Source organism: Natrinema gelatinilyticum (genome assembly GCF_024266705.1).
Lineage (GTDB): Archaea > Halobacteriota > Halobacteria > Halobacteriales > Natrialbaceae > Natrinema > Natrinema gelatinilyticum.
In genome coordinates this window covers 236,538-250,527 of record NZ_CP100756.1, presented here as the reverse complement: position 1 = coordinate 250,527, position 13,990 = coordinate 236,538, and the positions used below count along the sequence as shown (strand labels likewise).

The 13,990-nt window shown below is 59.1% G+C and carries 8 protein-coding genes; 4 read left to right on the top strand and 4 right to left on the bottom strand.

Going from position 1 to position 13,990, the window contains the following annotated elements:
• The first annotated feature begins 525 nt into the window (after window positions 1–525).
• Window positions 526–702 carry a hypothetical protein gene (locus tag NJU76_RS01140; protein ID WP_254530979.1) on the top strand — a complete coding sequence of 59 codons (177 nt, stop codon included), beginning with the start codon at window positions 526–528 and terminating at the stop codon, window positions 700–702.
• Here NJU76_RS01140 and NJU76_RS01135 read toward each other — a convergent pair.
• On the bottom strand, window positions 695–1,654 hold the full coding sequence (locus tag NJU76_RS01135) for a transcription initiation factor IIB (protein ID WP_254530978.1): 960 nt from the start codon (window positions 1,652–1,654) through the stop codon (window positions 695–697). The genes NJU76_RS01140 and NJU76_RS01135 overlap by 8 nt on opposite strands.
• A 1,543-nt stretch (window positions 1,655–3,197) precedes the next feature.
• Between NJU76_RS01135 and NJU76_RS01130 the strand changes: the two genes are divergently transcribed.
• The 3 genes from NJU76_RS01130 (at window position 3,198) to NJU76_RS01120 (ending at window position 8,360) form a co-directional block, all read left to right on the top strand.
• Window positions 3,198–3,794 (top strand): DUF7344 domain-containing protein, encoded by a 597-nt coding sequence (locus NJU76_RS01130; protein ID WP_254530977.1) that lies wholly within the window; start codon window positions 3,198–3,200, stop codon window positions 3,792–3,794.
• A 687-nt stretch (window positions 3,795–4,481) separates the two neighbouring features.
• The gene (locus tag NJU76_RS01125; protein ID WP_254530976.1) at window positions 4,482–6,305 is read left to right on the top strand and encodes an asparagine synthetase B family protein; all 1,824 of its coding nucleotides are present in this window, start codon (window positions 4,482–4,484) and stop codon (window positions 6,303–6,305) included.
• Between the two features lie 288 nt (window positions 6,306–6,593).
• On the top strand, window positions 6,594–8,360 hold the full coding sequence (locus NJU76_RS01120; protein ID WP_254530975.1) for a hypothetical protein: 1,767 nt from the start codon (window positions 6,594–6,596) through the stop codon (window positions 8,358–8,360).
• Window positions 8,361–8,622: 262 nt separating this feature from the next.
• Here the strand turns inward: NJU76_RS01120 and NJU76_RS01115 are convergent, their stop codons facing one another.
• The 3 genes from NJU76_RS01115 to NJU76_RS01105 form a co-directional block, all read right to left on the bottom strand.
• Window positions 8,623–9,783 carry a glycosyltransferase family 4 protein gene (locus tag NJU76_RS01115; protein ID WP_254530974.1) on the bottom strand — a complete coding sequence of 387 codons (1,161 nt, stop codon included), beginning with the start codon at window positions 9,781–9,783 and terminating at the stop codon, window positions 8,623–8,625.
• 341 nt (window positions 9,784–10,124) lie between these two features.
• On the bottom strand, window positions 10,125–11,936 hold the full coding sequence (locus NJU76_RS01110) for a hypothetical protein (protein WP_254530973.1): 1,812 nt from the start codon (window positions 11,934–11,936) through the stop codon (window positions 10,125–10,127).
• A gap of 537 nt (window positions 11,937–12,473) precedes the next feature.
• The gene (locus NJU76_RS01105; RefSeq protein ID WP_254530972.1) at window positions 12,474–13,427 is read right to left on the bottom strand and encodes a hypothetical protein; all 954 of its coding nucleotides are present in this window, start codon (window positions 13,425–13,427) and stop codon (window positions 12,474–12,476) included.
• Window positions 13,428–13,990: the final 563 nt, after the last annotated feature.

The following is a 13,990-nucleotide window of genomic DNA, read 5'->3' as shown; positions in this document are numbered from 1 at the left end:
ACCGATTTCGCTCGCAATCAGTTACCGGGTGTCCGCGGACCGTCACCGTCCGCACTCTCGGTCGGACCGATGAGACTGCGGTCTCCTCTGGCCGTGTCTGCCAGCTGAACGAACCGTTCAATCGGGGTCGGCTCAGTTCGGTGCCTTCTCGAATTGCACGGCTGGTCGATCGAACTGAATCCCTTTCACGACGGTGCTCGGTTCGTCGTCAGCGGCGTTCGCTTCGTCGATACTACTCAACGGCGGCTACGGTGCCGAACGGGCAGCGTACGGTTGCTGAACCGGATCACAGCCTTGCACGTCTTCGACCCATGTGCCGACAGGCGCGTTGGCGCCGTGACACCTGACACGTGGTCATCGTGGCACCGCTGACGTGGTTCCTATCGCCAGATACGCATCGTCGTGGTCGGTCGAGACGTAATAGGGCGACATTTCGGTTTCGGCCCGTTCGGTGACTGGTCACCAGCGGGTCCCATCACCTCCCGAGGCAGTGTCTATATTTGTCTGGCCAGCCTGGGGACTCGTATGTACCGTGCCATCCTTCCCGAAGGACAGATCGCCTGCACGCGGTACGATCACACCGAAAACGGGCTCGAACTATACGACGGCGACGACCAGTTCCTCGCGTTCGTTCCGTACAGTAACCTGCACGCACTCCTCGACGACGAGGTCTACGAGGAGGACGACCGATCGGTCATGTAGCTGGCTGCTGGTCGATAGCCTCGAGTTGCTCGCGATACCGATTTCTGACGGTGACGACGGTCGTCTGTGCGGTGTCGGCGACGGCTCGCTGCGGAATCGTCTCGTCACAGAGGAGCCCGGCGGCGTAGATTGCGGCCGCGGCAAAGCCCGTCGGTGACTTGCCCGAGTGGAGTCCCTGTTCAGTCGTCCGGTCGATAATCTCTATCGCTTTGGTCTCGACGTTTTTGTCGACGTCGAGTTCGGAGCAGAACCGCGGGACGAACTGGCGGGGGTTCGTCGGCTCCAGGTTAATGTCCAGTTCATCTGCGATGTACCGATAGGTCCGTCCGATCTCTCGCTGGTCGACCCGTGAAACAGACGTTACTTCTTCGAGACTCCGGGGAATGTCTTCTTTACGGCACGCCGTGTAGAGTGCGCTGGTCGCCACGCCCTCGATCGACCGACCGCGGATGAGGTCCTGCTCGAGCGCCTGTCGGTAGATAACGCTCGCCGTTTCCTTCACCGGCTTCGGAACGCCTAACGCGCTCACCATTCGATCGATTTCGGAGAGGGCGTACTTCAGGTTTCGTTCGCCCGCGTTTTTCGTTCGGATTCGCTCCTGCCAGACGCGGAGCCGATGGAGCTGGCCGTGTTTGTCGGCCGACATCGAATGGCCGTTGGCGTCTTTGTTGCGCCAGTCGATAGTCGTCGTCAGACCGCGATCGTGCATCGACTGTGTCAATGGGGCGCCGACCCGCGACAGTTCGTCGTGTTCCTGGGCGTTGAACGCACGCCATTCCGGGCCGTAATCGATGGGGTCCTCCGTGAGAACGAGGCCGCACTCCTCACAGACCTGTTCGCCGCGGTCCGGATCGTGAACGACCGTGTCGGTCTCGCAGTCGGGACACAGACCAGTCTCGACCTCCTGTGACTGTGATTCGCCGCTGTGTTGATCGATGATAGACCGCGTCATCAGTACCGGACGAAGCCGTGCCGCCACTGTAAGGGGTTCACATGGTTTCGGGAGAAACACCGACTTACTGTCCTGGCCTTCGCGCCGGAAGAGAGAGCCGAGAAGAAAGACGCGATCGTCTGACGCCTCGAGCGAGCCGACACGACGACCGCATCGAGACCGTGTCCCATCGGTCGCGTTCGGGTGAAACGACCGCTCCCCGGTCGCTTCGCCCATCTATGTTCAGTGTGCCCATAGCACAAGAAATGTGGCGATTGTTGCCCCGTGACATTGGAAGTCAATCACTGGTTCACCGCTCAACGTCCACCCCGCGCCGAAGCGCGAGGATTCCACCGTTGAAATTTCAGGTTTGGAGCTATCACGATAGACGACTACTGGCTGTGCCAACCAGCTGTTACTCCTCTCCCGTGATGGGACTCAGAGATACATTCGCTTACTCCTTGTAACAGCGAGAGAGTCCCGCCGTGTCCGGCGTCCGCAGAACACGTCGCGTTCTGCTGGGCATCGCAACCCGTCGGTTTGCTCAGCGGGCGTGACTCGCGTCCACGTTCATTTTCATCCTGCTCACCCTGCATCCCTCGAATTCATGTATTCCGCGGCTGCACTGGAAGCTACTAACTCGGGAAACGTGAGTGTGGGTTGGCGTTCACCTGGTCCCACAAACGCGAGCCTGCCCAAGTCAGATTCGGACGTGAGTCCGAGTCAGGTGGATGGTACCGCCCGCACGGGCCACGCGGATATTCACGCATACCACGCCTCAGACGAGGCCCGGTGGCATGCGTGCAACCCGGAGAACCCGTGAGGGAAATCGTGCCTCCAATGGTGTCGGAGCGGCCGCCACCACGCGAGAGGAACCCCGCGTTCACGCCGGGGAGGATGTTACATCCTCGTTCCGGTACAGAGATGGTATCTTCCGTCAGGAAACGGGAAACGCGAGACTGTCCGTTTTCGTGAGCAGGTAGACTGCCTCGGACGTCTATTTGTACAGACATAGATTGCGTAAAAACTACACTCAAACTGGTGAACGTAGTCTGCAGCCGTGCTGTCGGATTCATCCTCCGTGCTCTACCCCGGATTTTCACCTTGACACTCCGTAAAACCCTCTTTCGCGTATGAACTGTCGCTCGACTTTATATTGGTTGGTTCGAACGTTCAGACCCAGTGCCGTGTGCCATCCCGTCCACCGTGGCCATTCAGCGTCCGGTTTCCCACGACGCCCCCGTCGTACGCATCTGATACAGCCACACAATCGACTGATACCGACCGGATTCGAGAGCGACGGTGATCACCATTCGAGAGGGAGGCGGGCAGTCACGTCGCCCCCGTCGAGAAGACGGTCCGTACCTCCTTTGCAGACGGTGCGAAACGTGGGCGTGTTTAAGAGTATCTCTGTTGGTGTACAACTTGGTGTGTCAATCGTGATTTCGACCCGCCGTTCGAACGTACAGCGGTCGCCGTCGAGTCGAGGCTCTCGTGACGTGCTACGGAAGAAACAGGGGCCATCGAATTCGCAAGGCGTCTTTACAGCCGGAGGTTCCGAATAATGTCCTCAATCGATACGTCGCTCCCCGACGAGATTACGTCTGTTACTACTGCCAACGAGGACGAACGTCTATCCAAAGACGTTATTTTCGAACTCTTGAAAAACCGTCGTCGTCGAGAAGTCCTCGCATACCTGTTAGAAGCCGACGAAACGGTCACTTTGGGGGAACTGGCCGAACAGATAGCTGCCTGGGAGAACGATACAGAGGTCAACGCGCTTAGTTCCGACCAACGGAAACGCGTCTACGTCGCTCTCTATCAGACCCACCTGCCGAAAATGGACGATGCCGGGATCGTCGAATACGATCAGGATCGCGGGCTGATCTCGCTCGCGGATAACGCCGACCTGCTGATGATGTACCTCGACACCGATAGCCACCGTCAGGACCGGTGGGATCGATGGTACGCCGGAGTTAGCCTGATCGGTGCATCCCTCCTTGGCGCCGCGTTTCTCGGTGTCCCGGTCGTGTCGGCCGTTCCGATGATCGGCCTCGCTGGGGCAGTTATCACAGCGTTTCTCCTTCTCTCTATCACGCACGTCGTTTCGAACCACCGGCGCGAACGGAACGTCGACGGCAAACTGTCCCGAATCGAATAGTTCCCCTCCGACGACCGTAGCACATCAACGCCGATGGTACCCGTTCCCAGTCGATGACGACCGCCCCGGATACCGCGTACTACTCGGGCGGCACCGCATGGTACAGCGTGTGGCGTCACAAAGCGACTCGGTCAGCGTGCAACCGCTGGTTTATTCTCCTGAGCGTTCGATCGCAGATGCATGCCTTCGTACGTTCGACTGCGGGTCGGTCGGACGGTCACCGAACACTGCTACTACTGTATCAGGGATGGGTTGGCACAGCAATTTTCGTCCCGTTTTCGCGCCGACGTCCGTCGATCGGTTGCTGAGAAGGGTTTTTATTACCGGGTTCCATACGTCCGAATGGCTCCCGACGACCGTCATCCAGTACCGGGACAGTCGCGTGCCAGCAGCTGTTCCAGGCGCGGGAGCCTTCTCACACGGCGCACGAGGCGATCGCCAGTTCCGTACTCCCACTGAAAGCGATGCGTCCGACCCACCGAATCCATCGTCCCCGCCATTCCGGCTGCGTGTCGAGGTTTTGTGCGATGATAGCCGCAATGGAGAGCGTACTGCGGTCGAATCTGGTCTGATCCGACAGCTACTGACGGAAGGAAATTTCGCACAAAACGCTTCGAAAACGGTAGCCTTCAGCTGGTCTCGGTAAACGTCGACATTACAATGCAGCTTACTCACTCACCAACTGATATGGTTGGTATTACTGGCAGAACCCCGTCTTGCGGGCACCGATCGTTCGCCGGCTCGCTCGAGTCGCTCGTCCACACGGATCGGTACGAGGCCGACGTCGTCTTCGATTCGCCGTCCAGTTCGATCGGAACGACGGCCTATCCGGAGTATCCGATTCGAATCCTCGAAGATGGGGATTGCTGGGTCTGTTTCGAGGGTCGGATCTACGATCGCGACGCCGACTCACTCGAGCGCGAACTGCTCGAGGTTGCGGCGCACGTTCTCGCCGCGGACGGTGACGAGTTCCTCACCGAGTGGCTCCTGGAGACCGACGGGGAGTTCCTGCTCGTCGCAGTCGACAAGGACAGTGGCCGACTCGGGTTACTCAACGACCCGCTTGCCCGACTGCCGACGTACTACTTCCACGACGGAGCGACATTTCTGTTCTCGAGGGAACTCCGGTATCTCATCAACGAAGCGCCGATCGAAGGATTCGATCCAATGGGCGTCGCGCAGTGTCTGCTCTTCGGCTACTCACTGGGCGACCGAACGCTCGTGGACGGAGCCAATCGACTTCGGCCGGGGACGAAACTCACCGTGGACCCGAATCGCGGCGCGGTCACCGAAACAGCGCTGCACCGATTCGACTTCGAGGACCACTCCTACGCCGATCGAAGTCGATCGAGAAACGCCGCCGAACTCGTCGATCGGTTCGAACGAGCCTGTCGACAGCGGTCGGGGTGTGGTAGCCACGACGTGATCTCGCTGAGCGGCGGACTTGATTCTCGAGCCGTGCTGGCCGGTTTCGTGACGGAGGGATTGCCGACAACTGCAGCAACGATGTCCTCGGACGAATTCGTGTCTCCGTCCGACGTGAATATCGCCCGCAAATTGGCAACGAAACTCGATGTCGAGTGGCGGCGATACGAGGTCGGACCGCCCAACGGGTCCGATCTGAACCGGATAATCAAGACGAAAAATGGTCAAATCGGACTCTTGACCTCGTTCATCCTCGAGTTCTTCCGCCAACTTCGTGAGGAGTACGATGTCGGTCTCACCTACGTCACCGGCGACGGCGGGGACAAGGTCCTCCCGGATCTGACTCCGGCGAGGCCGATCGCCGACGAATCTGACCTCGTCGAGTACATCATCGAAGAGAACTTCTTTCTCTCGCTCGAGCAGGTCGCCCGGATCACGGGGCTGTCGGCGGGTGCTATCCGACGGAGCGTTCGAGATCGACTCGAGATGTATCCCGAGACGGACCCCGCTGCGGCGTACGTCCACTTTCTCGTCTACGAACGGGGCGTCAATTTTCTGTTCGAAGGCGAGGATCGGAACCGGTTTTTCTTCTGGAGTACGACCCCGTTTTACTCGATCGACTTCTTCCGGTACGCGATGAACTGCCCGCCCAGCCAGAAGGCCCAGTACAACCTCTATCGATCGTTCCTCACGGAACTGGAGCCTAGCGCCGCAGCGTTACCGCACCCCGATTACGGGGTTCCCGTCGCGTCCACCCGTCATCAAGCGGTGGCGTTCGTCGACGATCTCCTCTCGCGATATCCGCAGTTGTTCGAGACGGTCCGACCCATCGTCAAGTCGATCAACGGCCTCGAGACGGATTCACGGCTCCGACCGGATACGGTCGATTGCATTCGAACACAGGTCGACCAGTGTGAGGCCATCGACGACGTCCTTTCAACCGACGAACTCCACGCGTTCCTCGATGCGAACGCCGACCACGACCGGGTATCTGTGTACCGGCTCTTCGCGCTGACGTCGTTTATCGACGATATCCATTCCTCACAGAGCGTCCTCGAATCCCGTCGTGATGCCGTATTCGGCTGACTGTCAGCATTGTCTGTCAGACACGCACTGCGTCAGATCACAATTCTGGTGTTCGCCCTCGTGCGTTCGATTTTGACAGTTGTGATACTCCTACTCTCTTTATCTATTGTGTAGCTTTTGTGTAACTATCGTTCCCCTTGCTCCCGCCCCTCGGTTTTGAATATAAAAAACCATGAATAAATCTGGTAACAAAAGAGAATTTCTATAACGATATAATTATAATCACGAAATCTTATCAATAACGAGGAAGGAAAGTTTATAGTTCGGTAGTGTTCTTTCTCATGTGGCATGGCACGCGACCAACCGGATCGGGACAGCGGTAGTCCCACTGAAACGACAGTTAGTGACGACGAACGGAACAGCAGGAATGTGATCGACCGCCGATCCTACATGAAGTTAGCCAGCGCGACGGCGATCACCGCGGGCGTCGGAGCGACCACTGCGAGCGCGGCGAGCGGAGACTACGACGTTATCGAGGCACGCGGGCAGACGATCCGCATCGACTCCGGCGAAACCTGGGAGAACAAGCTCATCGACTTCGGCGACCGAAACACAATTACGATCGTCGCCAAGGGGACGAACTGGACGATCCGCAACATCGGTTTTACCGGTACAATCCCGTACAACGAGGGCGTTTTCGGCGTCTGTGACTCCGGCTCCGGAACGTCGGTCATGGAGAACATCTACTTCGGAGAATCGACCGGCGAACAGCCCGCGGGCGAGCGTTCGATTTGTATCTGGGTCGACCCAGATCACTCCGGCCACCTCGACGTGAAATACGTCAATTTCAACGTCCCCGGGAACAACGGTATCTACGGTTCGGCACCTGCATACAATGGTGACGGTGGTACGATCGCACTGGATCACTGTTACGGCAACGACTGTCATCACACCGCGTTTCGGATCGGTGACTGCGGAATGTCGATCGACAACTGCGTAAGCTACAAGAGCGGTACACGCGCCGCGAACCGGAACGCCTGGGTCTGGGAGGGCAATTACGGCGGCGGCGCGACCGTGCGCAACTCCCACTTCATCACGAACGGCACCGGCGGCTCGCTCCTCACGCGCGGCAATCCGGACCTGACGATCGAGAACGTCCACACCGACGACGGCCGCGGTGACGGGTCGAACCCGCGCCACTTCGTTCCCGACGGCTGTCCGGAAAGCGGCGAGCAAGCCGCATCGGGAGGAACCGGTGGTGAGGCGTCCAGTCGGTCGGCGGACGGTGGGGACGACGGGGACGACGCAACCGATGCCCTCCCGGAAAACACCCTGCTGGTCGACGGCACTGGCACGTCCGGCGGGACGCGCTACGAGTTTTCGGTCTCCAGCGCCGCTGAGAAAGCAACGATCGAGGGCGCGATGATCGAGGACGAGGACACGATCGAAAGCGGTCACGTCACCGGCACCGTCGCCAACTGGAAAGACGTCTTCCGGTTCGACGGCGAACTCGAGGAACTCACGATCGACGGCGACGCCCGCATTTACGTCAACGGAGAGCAAGTCGACCCCGCCGACTACGGCGAGCGACAGCCCCACGTACTGACCCTGGTCGGCAACGGCTCCGCTGCGAACTACGAGATCACGGTCGACGGGATGATCGACACGGTCGCCGGCAACGACTCCAACGAGTATGCGACGGTGGTATCGGACAACACAGTCGAGGGATCCATCGAATGCGGTGCCCAACACTTCAGATTCTCCGGGACGCTCACCGACGTGACCTTCCTCGACGGCTCTGCGCACGTGTACCTCGACGATCAGCGGATCGATCCCGACCAGTACGGCGAGCAGGAACTTCTCCCCCACGCCATCGTGATCGATGGAACTGATACCGACGGTGAGTCTGTGTACTCGTTCAGCGTCGACGGTGAGGTCGTCACGTCGAGCTATCGAGACGCGTCGATCGATCCTGGCGACGAGATTACCGGCAACGATGCTAGCGGTAGCGTCGACGACCAAATCGACGCCTACTGGTTCGACGGCGACATCACGGACTTCCGCCTCCGCGGCGACGCCGCCGTCGACGTCGAGTACAACGTTCGGAGCAAATAGCCCGTTTCTCTCGGATTTTCAGTCGAACTGCCGTATCGAAATCTCTTCTCGGATCTCTTCTTTCCCCGACGGACGGCTTTCTGAAGACACCTGCACCCCGTCCCCGCTAAAGACGTCCTCACGTCCATCGGAACCGAGCAGCGGCCAATATCTCCGTCTCGCACCGCCGTTACCGGGTGTCGGCTAAAACAGTGCTGCCTACGGACCGTTCCATCGACGCAGTCCTGCGGATTACGGCTCATCCTCGGACTGTCGATCAGTCTCAGACAGTGTCCGCGCTGGCAGGCACGGCCGACGGGTGATCGATCTCGTCGACAGTCTCGAGTCCGTCGCGACAGATCTGTTCCAGTCGCTTTGCCTGTGTCGCCCACGTAAATTCCTGGACGTCCGCTCGGGCCTGTTCGCCGAGACGCGACCGCAGCTCGGGAGAGTCGAGCAGCATGGATAGCTTGTCCGCGAGGTCCTTCGGGTCACCGACCTGCACCAGGAGCCCGTTCTCTCCGTTGGCCAGGTAGGTCTTGATCCCCTCGAGATCAGTAGTGACGACTGGCACCCCACAGGCCATCGCTTCAATGTTCGCCAGTCCGAAGCTCTCAGTGTGGCTCGGAAGGCAAAAGACGTCGGCCGCGGCGTAATACGACGGCAAGTCGGGATGGGGGATCTCCCCGTGACAGACGACGGCGTCGTCGATCCCGAGTCGGGCCGCTCGCCGCTGGATGCAGTCACGCTCGCCCCGGCCGACGAAGTGAATTTCCTGGCGTCCCTCGAGGCCCGTGACGGCCTCGAGCAGTTCGTCGATTCCCTTGGAGTCGACGAATCTGCCGACGAACAGAATCGCCGGCCCGTCGCTTTCGAAGGCGGGTTCGACGCCGGGCCGAAACTGGGTGGGATCGACGCCGGGGTAAACGATGCCATCGATGTCGTCGTCGAAGGCCGCAGAGACCTGTCGAGCAGTGTCGTCAGAATTGGCCACGAGAAGGGACGTCTGGGAGAACCGATCGCGAAGCCAGGCTGCGGGGCTGACGCCCGTCGCCCTATGGAACGTGTACACGGTGGGGACGTCGACGAGATTCGAGAGGAGAAGATCGTCGAGGAACTGGGAGGTACACAGGACGTCGAGGGAGTCGTTCATATGATCGATGACGTCGTTACGAACCGCCCACAGTGTCATCAGGAACTTCTCTCGGTTCTGAGCGCCGAGCGGGCTCAACGGATCGAGCAACCGCGTCAGATGATCGTCGAACGAGGGTGTCTCGACGATGGTCACGTCGGAATCCGCCAGAACGGGCGATAGTCTTCCATCACCGGTATACAACGTCACGTCGTTTCGCTTGCTAAGTTCGAGTGCCATCCGCTGGGTGTAGACGGCGATCCCCCCGGCATGGCGAGTGCCCGCAGCTTCGTGATAGAAGCCGAAGTTCATAGTCCAACACAGCCGTATCAATTTGTTTGTTATTACTCTCGTACCGAGAGTACAACGTCCCTACCGAAACGGTGTGGAAGGATCTCCCAGCTACTGTCGCGTAACTCGGAGGATCGCTCCCTCTGACGAATTCGGCACCTGCTTACACTCGAGGCGCTCCGCATACGCTATCGATCGGTCCAGCCCGCGTGCTGTCGATACAAACACGGCGCAATTCTCGAGTCGCCGGTCTCGCATCGAGTGAGTAGGTCGTGGCACTCGAGTGATTTCGAGACGTGCCATCGCTCACGGGATTGCGGAATTGAAAACGAGATGCCCGGATCGACGTATCGCCGAGTCGCTTATTGGTCGCGTGCGTTGTACTGGACCTCGACGGCGGCGTCGCCGCAGAGGCGGAAGTCCGTGATGTCACCGTCGAACCAGTAGGCGTCGAGACAGTTCTCGACGGCGCCACGAACCGCGCTGTCCTCAATCACGTCATCGTCGTCGATCGATGCGCCACGGTAGGTCGTTTTGACGACCGTTCCGTCGATTTCGAATGAGTACGTACTCGGTCCATCGGCCTGGTTCCCGTCGATGACGATCGCGTGGGGCGTCATCGCGTGGTCGCCGTAGTCGCTCGGATCGATCGGCTCTCCGTCTAACGTGACGTCCGCTTCGCCGTCGGTAAACGTGACGTCCGTCAACGTCCCGGAGAATCGGAAGGACTGGCTGCCGTCGCTGAGCGAACTCTGGACGGTCGACCCCGAGATCGTCGTCGCATCCTCCGTGGGCTGGTCGTCCGAGACGAGTTCGATCGTGCCGTCGACCGTAATCTCGTAACTCGACGGCGAGCCCCGCCCCGTGACCGTGAGGGTGTGGGGGAGCCGCTGGCCGTAGGCGGCCGGATCGACCTGTTCGCCGTTGACGAGTACGGTTCCGGGCCCGTCGACGGTGAGTCCGGTGAGTTCGCCGTCGAACCGGAAGGCGTCTTTCCAGTCGGCGACGGTGCCGGAGACTGTGGACCCGTCGATCGTGTCCTCGTCGTCGAGCGACGCGCCTTCGTCGTTCGAGTGCTCGAGTTCGCCGTCGACGCTGAATTCGTACCGGGTTGCGGCCGATGGGCTGCCGTCGACGAGGAGGACGTTCGGAAGCTGGGCTGGTTCGCTATCCGATCGACCTGTGTCGGATTCCCCGCTCGAGTCCCCTGATTCGCCGCCGGTTGCTGCGGCCTTGGGCGACGTCGGAACCCCGTTCGGGATCGAAAGGTCGGGATCGCTCGAGACGTCGCTGGAAACGGAGACAGTCGAACCGTTCGCGCGACGGATCTGCCCGCGAATCCCGCCGCTCTGGAAGTCGATGCTGCCGGACGATCCGCTCGCGCCGGCGACGAGCGCATACGGGTACGGTCCGTCGGCGAAGTGCGAGTCTCGGATCGTTACGGTCCCACCGTTCCAGACCCAGACGGGACGGCCGTTGGTCTCGCCGTAGCCACCGTAGCCGCGGCCGTAGTCGGTGTTGTCGTTGTACGCGACGCAATTTACGATTTCGTCGTTTTCGCTCCCGCACCGGAAGGTCGTCACGCCGTTGTTCTTGCCAAAGCAGTTCTCGAAGCGGACGCTGCCGCCGTAGGGCGTGTTGGAGCAGTAGAACCCGTTATTCGGGTATCCCTGCACGTTACAGTTACGGAAGGTGAGATCCGCTTCGCTCCCCTTGTGCATGAACACTGCGCCGGGGCCGTGAACGAAGTCCGAGCCTTCTTTCGTTGCACCGTCACCGAGGTAGACGTTTTCGATGAGAATGTCACCCGGTCCGGCATTGATCGAGATCATGAAACCGTCTCCGCGGTAGAGCCCTTTGAACCCGATATTTCGAATAACCGAGTTAGCCCCCTCGACGTAGATCATGAAACTACCACCCGTCGTCAGATCGATGAGTTTGTTTTCGAACGTTTCGTCGCGGCCGACGCGGATCGTCTGGCCGCGTGCTTTGAGTACGTCGTAGTCTTCAGCGGCGCTTGCGGTTCCCGCGAGCGTCGCCGCAGCCGTGGTCGCTCCGGCCAACTTCATATACGACCGCCGATGCAGTAATTCATTATTACTATCGCCGCCGATCGCCTCCTCGTCGGTGGAGGCGGTCGACTCATCATCCAGTACCGAAGAGTCGCGTGCCATACAAACGGGTAATATGCAACTAATGGTATAAACTTTCCCCATATGGAAAAGTAAAATTTACAGACTTTAGTTATAATCTGTACTATTTATAGAAGAATGAGTGATAATATTTCACGAAAAATTATATATGCGAGGAATAAGTGTTGTAGACAGTAATAGTATATTACTCACGCAGGCAGCGGGCATCGAACGTCTCGGACGGGGTCGGATCGGTCGCCGTTCGTCGGTAATATCATATTACTCTGCATCGACGCGGCACGTCCTCCGCTGATCTCGGGATGCTGCGCCCGTCACACCTCCAGATCAATACCTCCGGAAACTGATTTGACGTGTCGATTGCCGAGCTGACGGTTTCGGCAGACGAGGAGAATCGGGCAGGGACGCAGGGCTGAACGAACATCGCACCCGCGGCGCTCGAGTGAATAAATCGATGCGTCAGTAGGAATCGTGAACTGCGGAGTGACGTCGGTGAGACCGACGACCGTAGCGGGAGGACGTCAGCGGGGGGTGTCCCGAGAGTACGGGTGGGTCAGAAGATCAGTTGTTGTTGCTCCCCGATGCGGCTTGTTTCGGCGATGTCGGGACGCCTTTGGGGATGGAGGCTTCGGGGTTCGTTCCAACGTTTTCACCGAGTTTGACGTTCGAACCGGCGTGTTCGTTGATGCCCGCCTGCTCGTCGTAGTCGGAGTTCTTGACGACGAGTTCGGTCGGCTTGCCGTTCGCTCCAGCAACGATAGACGAGTTCTGCCCGTTCATTTCGATCTGGCAGTCTTTGACCTCAATCGGTCCCGGGGCCCAGCCCCAGATGCCGCGCCCGACGTAGCCCTCGTCGCTGTCGACGTAGACGCTCGAGTTCGTAACTTTGCTACCTTCGGTGGCCAGACGGAAGTGCGAGACGTAACAGTTCGCAGCGAAGCAGCTATCGATATGGATCGTGCCGCCGCCTTTGGTACCCGGAGCTGAACCGTAGATCGCGTTATCCGCGAAGTTTTGGATGTTGACGTTCGTGAAGTCGATGTGTCCCGAGTGGTTCGGTGCGACCCAGAAGGCGGTCTGGCCGTGACCGTTCGGGTTGCCATTGCCCCTGCTCGAGCCGTCGCCGAGATACACGTTCTCGACGGTACACGTTCCGCCGGCAGTGTCGGAGATTCCGAAGGTGGCGGTCCCAGTGGCGGACGTGTTCTCGCCTTTGAAACCGATGTTTCGGATCGTCCAGTCGCTGCTGTGGGCGGTGATGACGATGTCCTGACCGGTCGTCATGTCGATGAGCTTGTTCTCCCAGGTCTGACCGGCATCGATGGTGATCGTCTGTCCCTGAGCTTCGATGACCTCGTAGTCGTCCTGGGCCGCAACTGAACCGGTACCGCCGATTGCGGTCGTCGCGGTCGCCACTGCGGCGAGCGAGCGAACGTAGTTACGGCGGGTAAATCTGGTATTACGGCCTGTAGTCGGAGTTGAGTCCGTCTCGGACGTACGGGGATTCTGCACCATACATTCCCGCAACGTCACCTTACGCTCATAAACTTTTCCTTGCTCCTATCCCAAATAATTCCATACATTATTGATATCTCTACACAAATGCGAGTAAATTACGCATATATTGTTAAGAATATGAGAAATTCATACGTACTTGACTTTGGACACGTAATACAGTTTTTTCCGAGGAAATAGGGGAATATCTCCGACTTGAGCGGGTCCTGGGTCGCGGATTCGCCATCTTCGCGTTCTCACAATTGATCACGAGGAATCGATTGTTTCAGTTGCTCAAGCCTACCGTTTCCGTTACGTAATAACGTTTTACTCGCCGGTCGGCCCGACGGAGACCTGCCGCACCGGCCAAGAGGGGCCCGGCGGGTGAGCTTTCGGAGACAGAATTCTTGCGACGTGAACGGTGCGTTCGCTCTCCGGCGTCCGGGGATCTACCCGTTGGCTTGGGCCAGCCTGGTTCCATCGGTCTTCCCGTCTTCCATCCACCGTTGTTCGCGGTTCGTTCGGTTCGGCTGCTTCGCGCGCGCAAAAGACTAAAACTAGTATAGCAGCATAACATAGAGGAT

What these genes read in the sequence shown, in the direction of transcription:
- NJU76_RS01125 (WP_254530976.1), top strand. Translation starts at nt 4,482, where the DNA reads ATGGTTGGTATTACTGGCAGAACCCCGTCTTGCGGGCACCGATCGTTC.
- NJU76_RS01115 (WP_254530974.1), bottom strand. Translation starts at nt 9,783, where the DNA reads ATGAACTTCGGCTTCTATCACGAAGCTGCGGGCACTCGCCATGCCGGG.
- NJU76_RS01120 (WP_254530975.1), top strand. Translation starts at nt 6,594, where the DNA reads ATGGCACGCGACCAACCGGATCGGGACAGCGGTAGTCCCACTGAAACG.
- NJU76_RS01135 (WP_254530978.1), bottom strand. Translation starts at nt 1,654, where the DNA reads ATGACGCGGTCTATCATCGATCAACACAGCGGCGAATCACAGTCACAG.
- NJU76_RS01140 (WP_254530979.1), top strand. Translation starts at nt 526, where the DNA reads ATGTACCGTGCCATCCTTCCCGAAGGACAGATCGCCTGCACGCGGTAC.
- NJU76_RS01105 (WP_254530972.1), bottom strand. Translation starts at nt 13,427, where the DNA reads ATGGTGCAGAATCCCCGTACGTCCGAGACGGACTCAACTCCGACTACA.
- NJU76_RS01110 (WP_254530973.1), bottom strand. Translation starts at nt 11,936, where the DNA reads ATGGCACGCGACTCTTCGGTACTGGATGATGAGTCGACCGCCTCCACC.
- NJU76_RS01130 (WP_254530977.1), top strand. Translation starts at nt 3,198, where the DNA reads ATGTCCTCAATCGATACGTCGCTCCCCGACGAGATTACGTCTGTTACT.